18 protein-coding genes and 1 tRNA gene are annotated in these 18,681 nt (G+C 68.8%); 2 read left to right on the top strand and 17 right to left on the bottom strand.

What is annotated here, in order from left to right; all coding sequences use genetic code 11:
• Nucleotides 1-62: 62 nt before the first annotated feature.
• The 9 genes from ACN27D_RS07045 to ACN27D_RS07005 form a co-directional block, all read right to left on the bottom strand.
• Nucleotides 63-1,622 carry a hypothetical protein gene (locus ACN27D_RS07045; RefSeq protein ID WP_421498811.1) on the bottom strand — a complete coding sequence of 520 codons (1,560 nt, stop codon included), beginning with the start codon at nt 1,620-1,622 and terminating at the stop codon, nt 63-65.
• Nucleotides 1,619-2,611: a bifunctional DNA primase/polymerase gene (locus tag ACN27D_RS07040; RefSeq protein ID WP_421498810.1), complete on the bottom strand. Its 993-nt coding sequence runs from the start codon at nt 2,609-2,611 to the stop codon at nt 1,619-1,621. Before ACN27D_RS07040 ends, ACN27D_RS07045 begins: the two co-directional genes overlap by 4 nt.
• Before the next feature lie 30 nt (nt 2,612-2,641).
• Complete coding sequence (locus ACN27D_RS07035; RefSeq protein ID WP_421498809.1) at nt 2,642-2,941, bottom strand: hypothetical protein; 300 nt, start codon at nt 2,939-2,941, stop codon at nt 2,642-2,644.
• A complete protein-coding gene (locus ACN27D_RS07030; protein ID WP_421498808.1) occupies nt 2,938-3,237 on the bottom strand; it encodes a hypothetical protein in 300 nt (99 codons plus the stop codon). Before ACN27D_RS07030 ends, ACN27D_RS07035 begins: the two co-directional genes overlap by 4 nt.
• On the bottom strand, nt 3,234-3,473 hold the full coding sequence (locus tag ACN27D_RS07025) for a hypothetical protein (protein ID WP_421498807.1): 240 nt from the start codon (nt 3,471-3,473) through the stop codon (nt 3,234-3,236). The genes ACN27D_RS07030 and ACN27D_RS07025 overlap by 4 nt, the downstream gene beginning before the upstream one ends.
• A 147-nt stretch (nt 3,474-3,620) precedes the next feature.
• A complete protein-coding gene (locus ACN27D_RS07020) occupies nt 3,621-5,795 on the bottom strand; it encodes a cell division protein FtsK (RefSeq protein ID WP_421498806.1) in 2,175 nt (724 codons plus the stop codon).
• Nucleotides 5,796-5,885: 90 nt separating this feature from the next.
• Complete coding sequence (locus tag ACN27D_RS07015; RefSeq protein ID WP_421498805.1) at nt 5,886-6,695, bottom strand: ABC transporter permease; 810 nt, start codon at nt 6,693-6,695, stop codon at nt 5,886-5,888.
• Between the two features lie 71 nt (nt 6,696-6,766).
• Nucleotides 6,767-7,006 (bottom strand): DUF6284 family protein, encoded by a 240-nt coding sequence (locus ACN27D_RS07010; RefSeq protein ID WP_421498804.1) that lies wholly within the window; start codon nt 7,004-7,006, stop codon nt 6,767-6,769.
• Between the two features lie 339 nt (nt 7,007-7,345).
• On the bottom strand, nt 7,346-7,588 hold the full coding sequence (locus tag ACN27D_RS07005; RefSeq protein WP_421498803.1) for a helix-turn-helix domain-containing protein: 243 nt from the start codon (nt 7,586-7,588) through the stop codon (nt 7,346-7,348).
• Between the two features lie 139 nt (nt 7,589-7,727).
• On the opposite strand from ACN27D_RS07005, the gene ACN27D_RS07000 reads away from it, so the two are divergent.
• Nucleotides 7,728-8,996 carry a hypothetical protein gene (locus tag ACN27D_RS07000; protein ID WP_421498802.1) on the top strand — a complete coding sequence of 423 codons (1,269 nt, stop codon included), beginning with the start codon at nt 7,728-7,730 and terminating at the stop codon, nt 8,994-8,996.
• Here the strand turns inward: ACN27D_RS07000 and ACN27D_RS06995 are convergent.
• The 6 genes from ACN27D_RS06995 to ACN27D_RS06970 all read right to left on the bottom strand — a co-directional run bounded on the left by ACN27D_RS06995 (nt 8,976) and on the right by ACN27D_RS06970 (nt 15,899).
• Complete coding sequence (locus ACN27D_RS06995) at nt 8,976-10,010, bottom strand: NAD-dependent epimerase/dehydratase family protein (protein ID WP_421498801.1); 1,035 nt, start codon at nt 10,008-10,010, stop codon at nt 8,976-8,978. The genes ACN27D_RS07000 and ACN27D_RS06995 overlap by 21 nt on opposite strands.
• 248 nt (nt 10,011-10,258) lie before the next feature.
• Nucleotides 10,259-10,852, bottom strand: a complete 594-nt coding sequence (locus ACN27D_RS06990) for a hypothetical protein (protein ID WP_421498800.1) — start codon at nt 10,850-10,852, stop codon at nt 10,259-10,261.
• 80 nt (nt 10,853-10,932) lie between these two features.
• Entirely contained in the window at nt 10,933-12,783 is a 1,851-nt protein-coding gene (locus ACN27D_RS06985; RefSeq protein WP_421498799.1) for a pentapeptide repeat-containing protein, read from the bottom strand.
• Between the two features lie 104 nt (nt 12,784-12,887).
• On the bottom strand, nt 12,888-14,375 hold the full coding sequence (locus tag ACN27D_RS06980) for a tyrosine-type recombinase/integrase (protein ID WP_421498798.1): 1,488 nt from the start codon (nt 14,373-14,375) through the stop codon (nt 12,888-12,890).
• A 68-nt stretch (nt 14,376-14,443) separates the two neighbouring features.
• Nucleotides 14,444-14,516: transfer RNA gene (locus tag ACN27D_RS06975), tRNA-Arg, on the bottom strand.
• A gap of 138 nt (nt 14,517-14,654) precedes the next feature.
• Entirely contained in the window at nt 14,655-15,899 is a 1,245-nt protein-coding gene (locus ACN27D_RS06970) for an IS256 family transposase (protein ID WP_421498797.1), read from the bottom strand.
• A 213-nt stretch (nt 15,900-16,112) separates the two neighbouring features.
• Between ACN27D_RS06970 and ACN27D_RS06965 the strand changes: the two genes are divergently transcribed.
• Nucleotides 16,113-16,847, top strand: coding sequence for a hypothetical protein (locus ACN27D_RS06965; RefSeq protein WP_187690283.1), 735 nt, complete (start codon nt 16,113-16,115; stop codon nt 16,845-16,847).
• Nucleotides 16,848-16,911: 64 nt separating this feature from the next.
• Here the strand turns inward: ACN27D_RS06965 and ACN27D_RS06960 are convergent, their stop codons facing one another.
• Nucleotides 16,912-17,928, bottom strand: a complete 1,017-nt coding sequence (locus ACN27D_RS06960) for an alpha/beta hydrolase (protein ID WP_421498796.1) — start codon at nt 17,926-17,928, stop codon at nt 16,912-16,914.
• 78 nt (nt 17,929-18,006) lie between these two features.
• The gene (locus ACN27D_RS06955) at nt 18,007-18,417 is read right to left on the bottom strand and encodes an HPF/RaiA family ribosome-associated protein (RefSeq protein WP_120573525.1); all 411 of its coding nucleotides are present in this window, start codon (nt 18,415-18,417) and stop codon (nt 18,007-18,009) included.
• Between the last annotated feature and the right edge of the window lie 264 nt (nt 18,418-18,681).

The raw sequence follows: 18,681 nt of genomic DNA, 5'->3' as shown, positions 1-18,681 counted from the left end.
GTTTCCGCTGGTGGTGGGGGTTGGTGCGGCGTTGCGGAGATGCGGAGATGGTTCAGCGGTCTTCATCCGTCGTGATGCTCGACCCAGAACACGGCGCGGTCGCCTCGGTCGTTGCGGCCGGCGCGGATGACGTGATCACCGCGCCAGCGTCCGGCCTGTCCGGTGAGCATGCGGCCGAGTTGCAGGGGGTTGGGTAGGCGGCCGTTGTGGGTGGTGATGAACTGCCCGTCCCACGGGTCGTGGGTGTCGCTGCCGAACTGCACCGGTTCGGCGTCGCGGCGAAGGTCGGCGGCGGTGAGTGCACGGCCGCCGTGGCGGTCGTGCCAGGTGGTGAGGAACGCGCGCCAGCGCGTTTCGTCTTCATCGATTTCGCGGATGTCGGCGGCGTTGGTGAGGAATCCGTCGATGCCGTGGTGGGCGAGGAATCCGCCGAGGGCTTGCGCCCACGGGGTGAACTGCCGCATCGACAGTCCGGACACCTTGGGTGCTCCCTGCCGCGTCCAGTCGAGGACGAGGACCAGGAGGTGCCAAAGGACGGTGAGTTGATTGGTCGGGTCGGTGATCCACTGGTCGAGGTGCGGAATACCGAACCCGGTTTGGTCGCGGAGTTCGGGGCGGGGCATATCCGGGTCGAGGTGCACGCGGACGGTGCGGGAGGCCATGTCTCCGCCGACTTGCAGGTTGTTGCCGGTGGCCATCCACAGCCGGTCGTTGACGGTGGCGATGTTCCGCGACGCGCCGAGCTGCCGGTCGGACCAGACGCCGCTGGTGACGAGCTGGGCGAGCACGGCGGAGTCGATGACGCTGCCCTCGGCGAGGTTGTCCCAGATGACCACGCCCACCTGCTCGGCCAGCACGGCGGTGATGGACTTGCGTAGCTCTTCATCCGAGTACGCCCACGTCATGACCCGCTGGCCGTAAAGCATGCCGGGGCCGGCGGTGAGGATCGTCTTGCCGGATGAGGGCATGGTGGCGTCGATCAGCGCGAATGGCGTCAGGGAGCGGGTGAAGTGCCGCAGGATCGGCGTGGCCAGCAGCGCCACATAGTTCGCGCGGTCCGCTGCGCTGGCCCAGGGGAAGTCGCGGAGGAACCGGCCGAGCAGGAACGTGCGTGCCTCGGCTACCTGCTCGGCGGTGGGCTCGTCGGGCACGGGTGGCAGGGCGACTTTGGAGGCGAGGTAGAGGCCGGTCGCGGGGTCGTAGCCGGGTTGCTGCAACAGGGTGCCGTCGCGTCGGAGGACGGGTGCGCCGATGATGCCGCGCAGCGGCGCCACACCCGGCCACGTCTTCCCCGCCAGGACGGAGGCGAGGGTGTCGCGGGGCGGGGTGACTTCCTCTTCGAACATCTCGGGGTCGCCGGTGTCGCCTTTGCGGGTCTTGAGTCGGTAGACGTAGGCGTGCTCGGCGAGCAGTCCCGCCAGCCCGGCCGGGGTGACCACGCTGGCGGACACCGGCAGCGGTGAGTCCTCATCGGCGGCGGTGGCGAGGCCGCCGGAGACGGCTTCCATGTGTACCAGGGAGCCGGCTGAGACGTAGGTGTCGGGCAGCAGCCCGTTGGTCAGGGCGGCTTTGAGGACGCGGATGGTTTCCGGGCCGGTGCCGATCTGCAACCGCTCTGTCATGCTGCCCTCCCGAGGTCGGTCAGGTGGCGGGGCTGCCGCGCGCCAACCCGCAGCCCGGAGGCGATCGTGCGGGCGACCTCGCCGGGCCGCAGGCCGATGGACAGGGCGACGGGTTCCAGGACGGCGGTCACGTCGTCGCCGGTGAGTGCACCTCCGGCGGCAAGCTGCCCCAACGCCACCGCCGAGGCGAACAGGGCGTGATTGCGGCGGCCATCAGTGGCCGCGGCGAGGTGGGCGACCTGGCGGCGGATCGCGGCAGCCAGGTAGCGGCCGTGCCGGTCGGGCGGCAGGCTTACCGCGGCTGTCTGCCGGGCCGGTCGCGGGGCGGGGGTGAGTAGCCCGGCCAGCCACCCGGCCAGCGGGGCGGGATCGTAGTCCAGGGCGACGGCGTAGGGACGGCCGGCGACCGTGCTGCCGGCGGCGACGATGTAGCCGCCGTGGGCGCGGGTGTCTACCTTCCACCCGAGGCCACCCCGGTCCCCGATGGTGTTGCGCAGCGTCGGCCCGGGAGCGGGGTGCCGGTAGTAGAGGTGCGTGCCGCCGCTGCCGGTGGTCACCGTGTAGGTGGCGTCAAGGCCGGTGCGCGGTCCAGCATCCGGGCCGAACCCGTCGAATGGGTCGGTGGGGGTGCCGTGGCGGGCGGCGAGGGTGGCGAACACGTCCCACCCGTCGCGCGCTCCCGCCCATTCGGCAGGCGGGGTGTCGTCGGGGTGCTTGGGCACGTCCAGGTCGACCACGACCAGACCGGACGGGCCGCACGCGATGCCGATGCCATAGGGGCGGGTCGACCAGGCGCGGCGGATGCGGTCGGGGTCGGTGGTGGCGCGCTGCTCCCACCCGACGTGCCCGGCGTGGCAGCGCGGGTCGCGGCCGGTGCAGTCGTCGGCGGTGTGGTCAGGGAACGCGGGCCGTTTGTCGTTCGGTCGCAGCGGGAAGACGTGCCAGCCGCGCGCGGCGTGGGCGAGCGCGGCGGCGAGCAGATTAGACATAGGGAACTCCTGTCCAGGCTTGAGCGGTGCTCAGGCGGTTCGGCGGTGGGCGCGCGCGATGTCGAGGTCGATCAGCGCGCCGCGCGAGGTGTCTGGGGCGCGGGTCGCCTGTTTGCCGGCGGTGACGGTGAGGCGTAGGTAGAGCCGGTGGCGGCCGTCGGCACCGGTTAGCGGCCACCGGGTGCCGTGCTGAACCACCCGGCCAGCGGCGGTCAGGATGGCCGTGACGGCATCCAGCTCGGCCGGCGTGCCGGTCATCCACACTTCGAGGCTGCCGGTGAGGTGCGGGTCGCGGGGCGACGCGCCGTCGCGGCGCGGTACGGGCCTCACGCGGCCCGCCCCGGTCGCGGCCGAGCGGCGATGGCGGCACGGGTAACGGCCTGGCGCAGGTCACCGAGCAGCCCGACCAACTGGCGGCGCGCGGCCACCTCGCCGGGGGCAAGGGCGACGCGGACGCGCACCTCGGCGTGTTCGCGACCGGCGGCGGTGCGCACGCGGACCAGGACGGCGCGGGCGCGGCCGGGCAGGTGCACCACGATTTCGTCGGAGCGGTGTTCGCCGAGGCCGCAGCGGTGGTCCCGCCCGCACCAGTTGGTGTGACCGTGTCGGCCGGGTCGGGCGGTCACTGGTGGCCTGCCCGGTATTCGGTGCGGATGTAGTTGATGAGGCGGCGGCCGAGTCGGACTTGGATGCCGGTGCCGTCGCAGCGGCGGCAGTCGCGGCGGGTGCCGATGGTGGTGCGGTGGTAGCGGCGGCCGTGGCAGCGGCGGCAGCGTCCCCAGGGCGAGGCGACGCAGACGGCGAGGTAACACAGTGTGTAACCGAGGGTGGCGAGGCTAGCGAGCAGGGCGATGGTGGTCACGAAACGCCTCCACGAGCCGTTCTGAGGGTGCGAAGGGCTGACGCCGCTAGGAACTAGGGCGCTGGCCAGGGGCCGGATGGGTTGCTAGCGGGGGTGCTAGGTCTAGCGGGGGGTGCCGCTAGACCTAGCAACCACACGCTGTCCGAGTTAGGCGGCTTTGTCTCCCCGGCGCTTGTTACGGTCCGCGACCGCGTCGGTGATGTGCTGCCGCTCGACGCCGCGCCGGTTCGCGCCCTTGCCGGTGGTCGGGTCGGTGCCCCACACCTGTCCAGTGGTGATGCCGTAGGGCTTGAGTGCGGCGGTGAGCTGGTCGCGGGTCAGGTCGCCGTACGCCTCGGGGTTGAGGTCGGCGAGCCGCTCGGTGAGTGTCTCGGCCCACACCTTCGCCTCGGTCGCCGGGACCACGGTGAGGATGTCGTCGAGCAGCGTGTCCCGCCGGGCGGCCGGGGTCGGCGCGGCCTGCCCGATGGCGTGCCCGGTGAGCGTGCCGACGGCCTCGCGCAGGGCGCGTGCCCGGTCGGTGATCTTCTCGGCGGTGGGGCCGTCGACGTAGAAGGTGCGGACGATCTGTGCGTCGTCGGCCGCGCCGACGAGGTAGCCGACGCCCTTGTCCTTCTTGGCGAACATGGTCGCCCTGATGCCGTTCTTGTAGGCGCTGGTGCCGAGGATCATGTCGTTCTCGATCTGGCCCATGACCCGCAGGCAGAACCGCGTCCCCGCGTTCGCCGACACGCCCGTGGGGAGGCTCTTGGCGTCCGGCCGCTGCGTGGCGACCACGAGGATGACGCCCAGGGCGCGGCCGAGCTTGATGACCTTCTCGGCCAGCTCTCCGGCTTCCTTGCCGAACTCCGCGTGCGAGAAGAGTTCCTGTACCTCGTCCAGGGCGACGACGAGCCAGTGCAGGCCCAGCTTCTTGCGGCGGGCGAGTTCGGGGGTGACCTTGTTGTCCGGGCAGACCGTCTTCGGGAGGCCCTTGATGACGGCGGCGCGGCGCTGACATTCCTTGCGCAGCTCCCGCAGGGCGAGGAGGCCCTGCTCGGCGGTGTCGTCGTCCTGCCCGGAGGCGTAGCGGGCGGACACTTTCTCCAGGGGGTCGAGGCCGCCGGTGCCCTTGAAGTCGAAGCACCACAACTCCGCGTACGGATCCAGCGCAGCGGCGAGCATCGGAACCTGGGTGGCGGCGGTCTTGCCGTAGCCGGGAATCGACCCGATCAGCAGGTTGGTGTAGGGCATCTCGATGGAGATGACCCGGCCGCGCGGGTCGGTGCCGAACGGCACCGCACGGCCCAGGTCGAAACCCCCGGTGCTCTTGAGCAGCGGCCACGGCTTCGGCGGGGTGGCGGCCATGTCCTGATCGCCCACCCACAGCAGCAGCCGACCGGGGTGCACCTCCGGCTGCCCCTCCGGCCACACGCACCCGAGAGGGCGGGTGAGGCCAGCGGCGAGCCGGTCCCGGCGCTCGATCACGTCCCCGGCCGTCACGCCCGGGGGCAGGTCGATGTCGGCCCGCCAGCCGGGGCCGTCGCGGGTGATCGGGGCCGTGAAGGCGATTGCGCGGCTGCCCTGCTTGGCGATGGCCTGGCTGATGCCGGCGATGCCGAGCACGGCCAGGGCACGGACCACCACATCGGAGGTCAGCCGGGCGACTCGGGGCACGACCACGGCGGTGTCGAGCAGCGGCTTGTCCGCCGGTTGCCCCGCCAGGCCGCACAGGGTGACGAGCAGCGCGGGGACAGCCCACTGCGCCCACATCGGCGCCCACGCCATCGCCGCGCCGCCGATCAGGGACAGGGCGAGGGTGAAGGTGGCGACGATGCCCCGCCACCGCACCCGGCGGTCACGCTGCCGGGACAGCTTCAAGTACAGCTCACCATCGCGGGTCTCCGAGGTCGACTGCCGCAGGCGCTCACCCTCCCAATCGAACACCCACCGCGTCGCCCCAGACGCCAGCCGCCGCGCCCCGCCAGGGGCACGCAGCACCAGCTTGCCGGCGTACTTCGGCAGCCGGGTGAGGTGGTAGGCGGTGGTGTGCAGCAGGTGCCCGACCGCCCACCGCATCGCGTCGGCCAGCTCCGAGCGGGAACGCAGCCAGGCAGGCAGGATCGGGCGACGCTGCCCGGTGCGCACGGCGGCGAGGGTGAACCGCGGCGGACGCTGCGCGGCGGGCGAGTCCACCAGCACCGGCCGCCCGTCCTCGTCGTCGGGATTGGTGGTGCGGGCGGCGCGGGCGGCGTCCAGGTCGACCACCTCCGCGTCCGGGTTGTTCAGGTCACGCTCGGCGGCGTGCCAGTCGAAACGGTCGTCATCTCGGGGGGACGTCATGATGGAGGTTCCTCCAACGGTTCACGGATCGGAAGGGGGACCGGCGGCACGGCGCAGGTTGGTAGCCAGGGGCCGTGCCGCCGGGCGGGGCTAGTCGTGGGTGCGGACGAGGTGGGCGAGGGCGGCGCCCATGCCGAGCACCGCGACCGGGAGGCAGGCGACGGCGGTGGTGATCCACCACGGGGCGGCGGTGACTCCGGCGGCCTCCAGGAGGTGGTAGGCGACTTGGCCGAGCGCGCCGACCAGGAGTGAGGCGATGGCGGACCACTTCGCGAAGCGGCGTGCCCGCTGCGGTACGCGGCCGGACAGCCACACGTACAGCGCGTACGCGCCGTAGGTCTCCACCCCGATCGGCAGCGTGATCGCGGAGTTGATGGAGAAGCTGTCCCAGATCCCGGGTAGCGGGTGCACGACGCCGAAGCCAGTGAGTCCGCCGAGTCCGACCCACCCGGACCAGATCGCCACGAACGCCGGGAGCGCGAGCAGCACCACCGGCCACACCACCGCCGAACGGACCGGCGCGGCCGGGGTGGGCGGGGTAGGCGTGTCCGGGCGACCGACCGGCGTGGCCTCGGTGTCCGGCTCGGAGGACGTGATCTCCGGGGCGGGCGCCGGGTCCATTGCGACCGGCGCGGCGGGTGCGGCGGGCTCGGGTGCGGCCGGCGGGGCGACCGGGTCCGTGGTGGTCGGCTCGGCGGTGTCGGCTGGCAGCGTGGCGGGCTCGGCCTTGAGCAGCGCGAGCAACTCGCCGGCCTTGGGTGCGCCGATGCGGAACTCGCGCATCAGCCGGTTCCGCGACGGGAACGCCACGCCCTCGGGCAGGTTCAGCGCGCGGGCGGCGGGCAACAGGTCTTCGATGGGCTGCGGGTAGCGGGTGCCGTTGATGGTCGGGGCAGTCATGGCAGGTGGCCTCCGGTCAGGCGAGTAGGGCGGCAGGTGGGAACAGGTGGGCCTTCGTTGACGCTGGTCGGCTAGGCGGCCCGGTCGGTACGGCTGCTGTCGATCAGGGCACGGGCCTCACGCAGGACGCGCCGCTGCGCTCGGCGGATGCGCTGCCAGTCCAGGTCACTCGGGTGGCCGTCGTTGGTCACGATGGCGATCTGGGCGTCGAGCAGCAGGACTTCCGCCTCGATCAAGGGAATCTCGCCCTCGATCGCGGCCAAGTCGTCGGCGGTCGGGTCGGGTGCCGGGAAGGGCTGGAAGCTGGTCACCTCGTGTCCTTTCGCGCGCCTCACACCTCTTGCGAAGCGCTTATCTGTTGCGCAACAAGGTAGCGATACGCGGGTCTGTTGCGCAAGTAGGTAGCGGTATGTTGGTGCGATGAGTGACGCCCGAGATGTGCTCTCAGCAGCGACGAAGCGATACCAGCGGACCGAGGCGGCTCACGAGGCCGCCCGCGATGCCGTAGTGGCGGCTGTCCTCGCTGCCCTCCGCGAGGGCGTCGGCCCTTCCGAGGTTGAGAGGTTGTCGCCGTTCAGCGGGGCGTACATCCGGAAGTTGGCTCGGGAGAACGACATTCCGCCGGCGCCGCCAGGGCCGAAGCGTGCGGGCTAGCTAGCGGGCCGCAACGCGTAGTTGTCTGCGTCGACCAGGCCGTGAGCCAGGGCGGAAGCTTCCATGTCGTCAATGGCGCGGGAGGGGATCACGAACCGTCCTCGGACCTTGATGGCCGGGAACTGCCCGGCGTGGATTGCTCGGTAGAGAGTCACCTCCGACATGCCGAGAAGCGCAGCGGTGTCCGCGACGGACCGGAAGCGGGGGCGCTCCTGAACACGGGCGAGGGGTTCAGCCACGGGAGTCTCCTCAGTAGTCTGATGTGACGAATGACTTTCTGATATCCAGTGAAGTCGAAGTCGGACGGCGTGCCCATGCAAGGCAAGTGCAACCGTGCGGCAAGCCGATGCAACGAGCGCGGGGACCACGATGGCGGCGGTGAATCAGTGGACGGGGCGTCTCGCCTGCGCGCTGCAAGCCGCTGCCGGCATGACGAACGAGGGATTTGCTGGGTGGCTGGGCGTCGCGGTCAGGACGGTCGCGTACTGGCACAGTCGGCCGGAGACCGTGCCCGGAAACGCGAATCAGGAGGTGCTGAACGCTGCCTTCGATCGACTCTCGGACTCAGTGAGATCACGTTTCCTCCACAACCTGAACAGCGGGGCTGGCAAGGAAGGAAGCCTCAGCGGTGGTCACGCTGTTGGGGATGTCGTGAGCGAGGCTGCCGACGCAATCGTCAACGACTCGCTTTTGTCGAGCATCGGGGTGCCGCACGAGTCGATCGAGGCATTGCAGCAGGACATGGCACTGCTGGCCAGGTCTGGCGGGATGGCTGCCTTCGATACGTTCTCAAGCGCACGCCGGCTGCGTGACGAAGCGCGAGCACTGGCTGAGCGGACGCGTCGGCCGGGGGAGTTGGCTGACCTGTTCGTGGTCATCGGCCAAGGTGCGTCACTCATGGCCTCTACCGCCTTCGACCTTGGGCACTGGAACGAGTCGGCGGCGTTGGCCAGGGCGGCGACCCAGTACGCGGATCTCGCCGGCCACGCGTCGTTGAAGGCGTGGACGTACGGCCTGCAAATGACGCTGGCGAACTGGCGCAGTGAGCCGGATGCCGCCCTGAGCTACTTCGAGCGAGCGATGCGCGCGGCGCCTGACGGCGAGCCGAAGTTGAGGCTGCGCTACATCGCCGCTCGCTCCCACGCCCTACTCGACGACTCAGAGTCGGTGGCTGCGGTGCTGGACGCTGCCCAGCGGGACCGGGAGGCGGCAGAGGGCCACCCCGACGAACTGGCTACGTCGACCGGCGGGGAGTTCGCATTCGGAGACGCGCGCGCCGCGGCTTGCGCCGCCGCCGCATGGCTCGACCTCCGGAACGGCGACCAAGCCGCGAGGTACGCCCGAGAGGCGCTGAGCGTCTACGAAGCGCTGCCGGCGGCGAGGCGGCCGTACTCGCAGATCAGCGGAACGAACATCGACGTAGCCGCAGCGCACCTTCACATGCGGGACAAGGACGGCGCTGCGGAAGCTCTGCGTACCGTTCTCGAACTACCTCCCCACAAGCGCAACGTCTCGCTGACTGGCCGGCTGGCCCGGATCGAGCGTCTGCTGAACGAAGCGCCGTGGAGCGGTGACGCCGAGGCGCGGCAGCTCGGCGAGCGCATCGCGGTGTGGCTGTCGGAGACCTCAGCTCGACCGCTCGCCTGAGCGGTGCCAGGCCGCTAGCACGTGTGCTTCCTTCGCTGGGCTGATACCGACCTCGGCAGCGCGGTCATGGTTGCCGATATCTTCGGTGTCGACCAACCATCGCCAGGTGTCCCGCACGGTCTGTTCTAGCGGGCGGGTGCGAAGACCGGCGGCCTGCGCGGCGGTGGTGTCGACGTTCCACACGCCGTCGAAGGTGCGCCAGAGCGGCAGCTCGGACCACTGCCGTACGCCCTGTGCCAGTAGGAAGTCATCGGGCACCCACGTAAAGGAGGCATCAGCGTGCGTCGATTCGGCGCAGCGCGCGAGTAACTCTCCGAAGGTCGAGCTGCCAATCGGGGCGCAGACGTTGAATGCGCCGGACGATTGGTCGCTGATGGTCTGCAAGGTGAAGGCGGCCAGGTCGCGCACGTCGACCGGCTGGATGGTCCGGCCCGGGGAGCCTGGCGCCAGCACCTCCCCGGCAGCGCCCACACGGCGCAGCCACCAGGGCAGGCGGCCCACGTACTCTCGCGGGCCGAGCACCACACCGGGTCGCAGGATCGTTGTCCGGTCAGCCCCGAACGAGGCGACTGCCGCAGCCTCGCAACCGGCCTTCTGGTAGCCGTAGCGGGTCGGTCCGTCCTCGGTGTCGGTGCCGTAGTCCGGGCCGGCATCTGGCGGGCAGTAGAGCACCTCGGATTGCTCGCTGAGCGGCTTCACCGGCCAGTCTTGGTACACGCTGAGCGTCGACATGAAGGCGTAGCGGGCAGCGACCGGCGCGAGCGCGCGTGTGACTGCGAGCGTGTTGCTCGGCACGTAGCCCGAGGTATCGACCACGGCGTCCCAGGGCCCAGAGGCTGCGAGGCGAGCCAGGTCTTCCGGCTTCGTCCGATCACCCCGGATGGACGACACAGCCTCTAGGAAAGGATCGGATGTGCCTCGGTTGAAGGTGGTCACCTCCCAGCCGGCATCGATCGCGGCCGTAACGACCGCGTGACCCACGAACCAGGTTCCGCCGAGAACTAGCAAGCGCATAGGCCCATCATGCCGAGCAAGCGATGGGCAGCCGAATCTGCCTCTGGCGCTTAGCGGCGCGGGCCGCGAGAGGGGTGCGCTGGCCACGCTCGGGCTGCTGGCGGCGCAGCGCCGGTATCAGCCGGCACGCAGGTACATGATATGTCCCGGCGAGGACACTCTGGTTTCGGGTTGAGTAGCCATACCGTCCACCATCGACTGAGGCGAAGTCAAGCAGACCCACCCAAGAGAGGTGGACGGGATGGCAATTAAGGCGAGAGCGCACGGCCGAGTCGGGCGATGGTGGCAGCCTCGGTTGGGTCAATGATCCGAATTCCTGTTGCTTCGCGAATCCGATCGCGTTTCTTGATCATGTCATCCGCGTCCGTCGTGACGAAGTAGTCGTTGCCGCTCATCATGTGGCCGCCTAGGTGCTGAACATCAGCGACCTTCCGGCGAAACCGGGCCTGTAGATGCGGTTCCTGCGCTGGATTGAATTTTCCAGGACGGAGATCTGTTGGGAGAACGATCTCTTCAAGTCTCTTGACAAGTGCAGAATCATCGGGACCTCCCATCAGCGCGTGGCGAGGGTCGCCAAGCGGCGAGAAGTCGAAGCGAAAGGGTTGCGGTATTCGCCTAATGACTGGTCTTTTCTGCAGCCATTCGAAATTTACTTGCTTGTTGTGCTGCTTCGCCTTCTCCATGTCTACGTCAAAAGCCCCGGTTAAATAGAGGCCGACCCTCTCGGCTTGGGCAAGGAATACCAGTTCGGCCAGTTCCGCGGCATATCGGCCCTCTTGAGCGGCATGGATTACGCAGCTCGTGTCGAGCGTCATTTGGAGCGAAGTCGATTCAGCGGTCATATGTGGGGGCTGCCTTTGATCTCATGTTCGGTGGCCCGGCCGTAGCCGGTCGAACTGGCGTCGATGTCTTCGATCTATTTCTAATCCCTAGGCTGATTTGGGTGGCCTGATTTCCCCGGCTGGCGATCTTTTGCTAGATTAGTCGGCCGCCATTCTTTGAGCGCAAGCTCTTGGCTCGCATCCAATCCTACTTCCTGCGCTGAGCCGTCCCTGTTAAGTCGAAGGTTCTTTGGCAGTTCCAGGCCCCTGGGAGGCCCAAGGCGGGATCCGTCGAAGGAGAAAATGGGGGGAATTTCGAATCGAGCGCCCGCCATTGCGATTCTTCCATCTTGAATGCGCAGGTGCGCGAAGAGCGCACTTGTCCCAATGAACCTTGATCCATGAAAGTCGACCGTGGCATCCGCGCCTACCTGCGCCGCTTTGAATATAAAAATTCCACCCTGGAAGGTGGTGCCGCCGAAGGATACGTCTACTCTATTGAAGTTAGTTGACCAGAAGTTTATCGACCCCGCTGTTAGCGAGGCGCTTGTGAAGGAAACTGCCGCACCATGGAACTGGGTGCCACTGAAGGAAACGTCCGAGCCTTCGAAGCTTGCTCCTCCGAAAGACACTAATCCGGCACGCAGTTTCGATTGGGAAAACGATGTCAACGCTTTCGCGAAGACTGCCTGCGTAAACGTAACCTCTCCATTGTCAACTTCGATCCGATCGAATCGAGTATCGCATCGAAATTGAGCCCGATGGAAGTGAACCCCTGCGCCGCGGATGGTCGAGTCACTAAAGTCAAGCTCGCCATCCTCAAGTACCGCCCTATGGAAGTCGACCGTACCGCCCGTGAGGTTGGACGATCGGAGTGATAGGCGGCCCCCATTGAGCTTAATGTCGCGAAAGTCAAGCTCGCCTGCGCTCACTTCGCAGGACTCGAAATCGAGTTCAGAGTTCATGAAAGACGCGGCTTTGAAAGAAACGCCGGCGCCCTCGAACTTGGCGCCCGCGAAAGACGCGAGAGTAGTGTCAAAGGTGGCGCCGGCTAGGCTGAATTCGCCTAAGACGAAAGTGGCTCGCTCGAAAGATACTCTTCCGCCTTTAAACTCTGCCCCGGCGAAGTTTCCTCCGTCGATTACTGCGCCCGTGAAATCAAATTCGTACCCGCTCCAGGAGAACGGATCTCCCTCGATGCGACGTAGGTGATCTCCGATCAATCGCAATACGGTGTGCCTGACTTCTCGTTCTTGTTTAGAGTTCAAATCGGCATCATTCGCTAAAACCCTCTGATCATTCGCTTCGCCTGAGACGGTGGCGACAGTCATCCCAGGCGGGCTGTAAGGAAGACGCATGTATGCGCACAGAACATCAATGCAGGTTTGGCGGCCTTCCCGCCAATCATCCGCAAGTCCAGCCATCGCATATACTCCGGCCAGTCGAATGGCAGCTTTGTCGGACCCCAGTTGGTCTGCTGTGGTTGAAAATCGCTCATTCAGCAAGCGAATGCCGTTCCTGTGGTGCTCCGTTTCTGCGCGCTGATCAGCTTGCTCGGCGAGAGCCTTGGACGCGTCTGCGCGAGCGTCTGCTGCACGCGCCAACTCCTGCGCGTACTCCGAAAGCCGATTCGCATGCTCTGCGACTCTTTGCTTCCGGTAGGCCACGACCAATGCGGCGACACCGCCAACACCTGCAACGACCGCGAATACCAACTTGAGTAGATCGAATAGCGTTGCAGCGGTAACTGTCTCTATTTGTTCAAGCCCGGGAAAGCCTGCATACCAGAGAGCGGCAGCTAGCAGTCCCGCCACGCTAATCAGCGCGACGGATACTGCTACGGCGATCGTCCAGCGGATACCCCACAGTTTTAGTATCGGAACTGAGCCATTTGCGCCGAAGTCATGGGGTGCGCCGGATGTCTGGGGAGGTTGCGCGTCAGTCGAGGGCATAACACTGTCTATAGCTCATGGTTGCAAGATCGCTCGGTAGGAGCGCCGCTCGCGCCTCAAATTGGGAGTAGTGGGTAAAGTGGCAGGCGCTCAGGGGCAACATCTCATCTAGCTGCGACAGTTGCTCGGCGCCCTTGGGTGACGCTCACCAAACCCTGTGCCGTCAGTAGAGCGACAGCCCGGTGAGCCGTACCGACCGAGACGCCATAGGTCGTTGCCAGCTCGGCAACGGTTGGAAGCTCCTCGCCGGGCTGGAGCCGACCGGCGTCGATCTGCTGGTGCAGATTGCTCGCGATCTGTTGGTACGGGCTGCTTGCCGCATTTCGATTCGTTGGCGTGATCGGGCGCGGCGGCATCCTGGCTGCCAGCGTGCCAGCAGCCCGCTGGTCAGACTCCGACAGCCACGCGGCGTACACCCTAAGCGTCGTCGTGCCGCCACCACCATGGCCGAGCCGTCCGGCGACCGTCCGCACATCAACACCCGCGTTGATTAGCTCGGTTGCCGAGTAGTGGCGCAGCGCGTGAACGTGGCTGTCGATGCCGAGCCGGCTGGCGAGCCGGCCGTACCGCTGGGTGATGGTGTCAGGGCGGTAGCCGCGGCTGTTGTCCGGCTCGGGGGAGAAGACGTAGTCGGCAGGATCGGCGTCCGCGTCGAGCTGCGCCAGGCGGTCGACGTATCGGCCGTGCAGCTCGCGTAGCACTTCGATCGTTTCCGGGTCGAGCGCCACCCGCCGCTGTTGGTGCGTCTTGGTGTCCTTCTCCTGTAGCTGGCCGTTCTCGTCCAGGTAGGCGCTGCGCCGCAGCGTCAGCACACCGGCGGCCAGGTCGAGATGGTGCCAGCGCAGCGCGGCCAGCTCGCCGCGGCGGGCGCCGGTGGTCATGGCCAACCAGACCAGCGCACCCCAGTCCGGATCGCGCCACGACTCACTGATGATGCGGGCTGCGTCGGCCGGACTCGGCGGCTGCGGGTCGGGGTGCGGCGGCGCGGGTGGCTCGGCCTGGCTGGCGGGGTTGACGGCGATCCAACGCCACCGGACGGCACGGCTGAGAGCGCCACTGAGGATCCAGTGGATTTGCCGTACCGACGAAGCGCTGAGCGGCTTGCAGACGTGCGGCCGGCACTTTGCCGTGCAGGTGTGCTCGCCCTCCACGCGGTGCTTCACGTACGTCTTGCCGCCGCACCAGTCGCGGCAGCGGCGCAGGCTCGCGTAGAACGACTCCAACGTCTCGGCATCGAGTCGGCCGACCGGCAGCTTGCCGAGCACCGGCCGTACATGCTTGTTGAGCTTGTTGACGTAGCCCATGCGGGTGGTGGCCTCAATGTCGGCCACCTCAAGCCACCGGTCTAGAAGTTGGTCGAGCGTGGCGCGGGTGCGCGGGTTGCGCCGCTCGTCCACCTGGGCCAGCAGCCGCGTACGTGCCTTCTCGGCTTCCTTGGCGGCGGTGCGGCCGGCGGGGATGACCTCGGTCAGGTAGTGCCTCTTGCCGCTGATCGGGTCGACGCCGGCATAGACCTTCACGCGCAGTGACCCGCTGGGGAGGGTTTCGATCTCGCCACGCTGGCGCTTGGTGCGTCCGTTCGAGGCTGCCACGCGGCCACCGTAGCGCGCTCGCACCACGAATAGCCCCACGCGAGCCGGTCGGATCAGAGAAGTGCCTGTGCGCCCGGCAGGATTCGAACCTGCGGCCTTGGGATTAGAAGTCCCCTGCTCTATCCGCTGAGCTACGGGCGCGCGCCGACGGTCGTCGCGCCAAGAGGGTACCGCCGCTCCCCGCGTGCCCGGGGGTACGGGTCGGCGCGTCCGTTCCGCCCCTCGGTCACGTCCGCGTTGGTGGTGTAGGAGACGGCCATCGCGGGATCCGGTCTGATGTTATGCGGCGATCGGGGCGGGGCCGGTCTGGTCGGTGTCACGTTGGTCGGCGTCAACGGTGACGAGGCGGGCTTTGGCGAGTAGTTCGAGGCCCATGTAGCGGCGGCCTTCGGTCCACTCGTCGGTCTGCTCGGCCAGGACCGCGCCGACGAGGCGGATGATTGCCGGGCGGTTGGGGAAGATCCCGACGACGTCGGTGCGACGGCGGATCTCCTTGTTCAGGCGTTCCTGCGGGTTGTTCGACCAGATCTGACGCCAGATCTCGCGGGGGAAGGCAGTGAAGGCGAGCAGGTCGTCGCGGGCGGCGTCGAGGTGCTCGGCCGCGGTCGGGAACTTCGCCTCGATCGTCGTGACGACCCGCTGGAACTGGGCGCGGACGGCGTCGGCGTCGGGCTGGTCGAAGATCGTGCGGACCAGGGTGGCGATCCACGGCTGCGCTGACTTCGGGACCTTCGTCAGCAGATTGCGCAGGTAATGGGTCCGGCACCGCTGCCAGGACGCCCCTGGCAGCGCCGCACCGATGGCCTGCACCAGGCCCGGATGGGCGTCGGAGATGACCAGGCGAACACCGGACAGGCCGCGGGCGGTCAGCGACCGCAGGAACGCCAGCCAGCCAGCGCCGTCCTCGTCGGAGGCGACGTCCACGCCCAACACTTCGCGTTGACCATCGGCGTTGACCCCGACAGCGATCAGCGCGTGGACATTGACCGTCCGCCCGTGCTCACGGACCTTCATCGTCAACGCGTCCATCCACACGAACGTGTAGTGCGCTGAGTCGAGCGGCCGGTTGCGGAACGCCTCGACCTGGGCGTCCAGGTGCGCGGCCATCTCCGAGACCTGCGACTTCGACAGCTGGCGGATCCCGAGCTGCTCGACCAGCTTCTCCACTCGCCGCGTCGACACCCCGAGCAGGTACGACGTCGCCACGACCGACACGAGTGCCTGCTCGGCCCGCCGGCGGTGCGTCAGCAGCCAGTCCGGGAAGTAGCTGCCCTGGCGCAACTTCGGGATCGCCAGGTCGATCGTCCCGGCACGGGTGTCCCACTCTCGCTGCCGGTAGCCGTTGCGGGAGTTGACCCGCTCGTCGCTGCGCTGCCCGTAACCGGCGCCGCAGATCGCGTCCGCCTCGGCGGACATCACCGCCTGCGCGAACGTCTTGATCATCGCCTGCAACACGTCCGGCGACGCGCCCGCGATCTGCTCGCGCAGCAGGTCAACAGGGTTCACACTTTCTGATGCGGCCATCGCGTTCTCTCTTCCTTCTCTGACTTGGTCGTCTTGAAGGATCGACGCGATGGCCGTCTCTCATCTACGCAACACGCCCATCACGGGCAAGTCGTACACCACTCCCGTGGACGCGACCCGCCCCTCAGCGTCCCACGCCGGGGCCCGGACCGGCACCACAGTTGCGGCGGGTCCGGCGCGGGCCGGGCGGGACGCGATCCGTACCCTCGTCGGATGCTGCTCGACCAGGAAACCGAGAACGAGATCGTCTTCGAGCTGTGTCAGCTCCTCGGACGGGCCATCCTGCCCCTCACCGGCTCGGACGGCCCGGGCACACCGCCCGGCGTCCCCGGCACCGCCTTCTTCTACAGCGAGCTGGTCGGCGCCACCGACGACGGCGAGGTCGCGCACGAGTGGCTGCTCACCGCCGACGCGCTCACCGACCGCGCGTACGGCGAGATCGGGTTGCGGCCGAGTGTCACCGACCCGGCCGAGGGGGCGGACGAGCCGATCGACCTGCCCGGTTTCGCCGACCACTGGCTGCACCTGCCGGAACTGGGGCTCGCCGCGATGCCGACCGGCGGTCTGCACGGCTGGGCCGACGACCGGGGCTGGCGCTGGCGTACCCAGCATGTCACCGAGGCGGTGGCCGCGCCGGCCGACTCGGTCGCCCGGATCGGCGCGGCGCCCGCGTCGGCGTTCGTGCTGGCCCTGGGCGTCGGCGACGGCGGGGCGCGGCCGTTGGAGGCGGTCGTCGAGCGGGTCGCCCGGGACGGCGGTGAGGTGCGGGTCACCACGGAGCTGCCCGCAGGCTACGTGGGCGCGCCGGTGTTCGCGGTCGAGGCCGGGCCGGACGGCGGGCCGGCGTTGCGCTGCCTCGGCGTGGTGCTGCCGCCGCAGGCCGGTGGCCATCCGATCGCCACCTTCGACCGGGTCCGCGCCGCGCTCACGGCGGTCGTCGCCGACTGAACCGGCCGTCCGGCGGCGGGACGGCCGACTGGGCCGGGCGTCCCGGCGGCGGGACGGACCGGCCTCAGCCCTCGGCGGCCGCGTCGGCCGGCCGCCGCGGGGCCGGCGGTGTCGTGGGCTCCGGCTCGGTCGGCCCGGCGCGCAGGAATCCCTCCGCCCACCGTCCGACCTCCGCGAAGACCTTCTCGCGTACGCCGGGACTGGACAGCGTGAGGTCGTGCAGTCCGCCGTCGAAGCGGGCGAGCGTGATGTGCCGGCCGAGGCGGGGCGCCCAGCGCACCATGTGCTCGACGTCGAGCACGGCGTCGGCGCCGGTGGCGCTGTCGTGCCACTTCGTGCCCCGGAAGCTGCGCGTGGAGCAGGCGAGCAGCACCGGCACCGGGATGTCCAGCCCGGCCCGCAGTCGGCGCTGACCGGCGCGGATCGCGTTGATCCAGCCGGCCCGGACCGGGAACCCGGCGAGCGGCTTCCAGGCCAGGTCGTACCGCCACTCGCCCCGGTGGTCGGCGTGCAGGCTCTCGCCGTACACCGTGCCCAGCCCGAACGGCAGCACACGCTGCGGCGCCCTGCGGCCCAGGCGGGAGACGGCGGCCGCGAGGGGCCGGCGCACCATCCAGGGCGCGTTGATGTCGAAGAAGGGGCTGTTGAGCACGATGCCGTCGACCAGGCCGGCGTCGCGGCGGTCGTGCGCCCACAGCGAGATGATCAGGCCCCCGGTCGAGTGGCCCATGGCGAGCAGGGTGTCGTGTCCCTCCTCGGCGCGGATGATCTCCGCGGCGGCGTCCAGCTCGGGGAAGTAGTCGCTCAGGTCGCGGCAGAAGTTCGGGGTCTGGTGCGGGAGCAGGCTGCGGCCGTACTTGCGCAGGTCGAGCGCATAGAAGTCCCAGCCACGCTCGGCGAAGAAGTCGGCCACGTGGGTCTGGAAGAAGTAGTCAACGAAGCCGTGCACGTAGAGCACGGCGCGGCCGGTCGGGCGGTCGGCCCGCCGCCGCACCAGGGTCGCGACCACCGGCCCCTCGTCGTCGGTGCCCAGGTCGATCGTCCGCCGCTCGTAGGGGGCGCCCAGCACGTCCGGTTCCACGACCGCGACGGTACGCCGCCGGGCTACCCGGCGGTAGCCCCCGCCCGCCCGCACCGGACGGACGGGGGCATACGGGCCTCAGACGGTCTCGGCGTCCTCGCGCTCGGCGTCCTGCAACGGGGCACCATCGGGCTGGTCGACGGCGCGCAGGTGCTTGTTGTGGCGCGGCTCCTGCCGGGTCTTCGCGTCGTTGAGCTTGCGGCGCAGGTCGTCCCGGACGTCGTTGAGCGCGGCGTGCAGATCCTCCTCGGTCGAGGTGGTGACGATCTTCTGCCGCCCGGCGACCCAGCACTCCAGGGTCACCTTCTGGCCCCGGGCCTCGCGATCCTTGACGGACACCTCAAGCTCGGTGGCGTCGGCGTGGAAGCCGGCGAGCCGGGCGTCCAGGGTCGCGAACTGCTCGGCGATCCAGTTGCGGTCGCCCTGGGAGAACCCGGCGCCGACCCGCAGGCACTCGGCCACGGTCGCGGGGTTCGCCACGGCGCTCATCGCGCTGCCTCGCGGACGTCTCGGAGAAGCATGGGAGCTCCCTTTCTCTCGGTTGATCAAGTACTTACCCAACCGGCGCGATTCCGGAACGCCTGCCTGCCGGCTCCTTTCGATCATGCGTCGTCGCAGGTCAGGCCCGTAGGGCCGGTCGGCCTAGCAGATCGGGACCTTGATCAGGTGGTTGTCCACAGGGCGGTCCGTCATCCACAGGCACGGGCCGGGCGGGTGGTCCGGGCGGGTCGGTCGGCCGACGCTTCCCGGACA

This window comes from Micromonospora sp. WMMD1274 (assembly GCF_049179035.1).
Classification (GTDB): Bacteria; Actinomycetota; Actinomycetes; order Mycobacteriales; family Micromonosporaceae; genus Micromonospora; species Micromonospora tulbaghiae.
The sequence above is the reverse complement of the archived record's forward strand: the minus strand, read 5'-3'. Positions and strand labels throughout refer to the sequence as shown.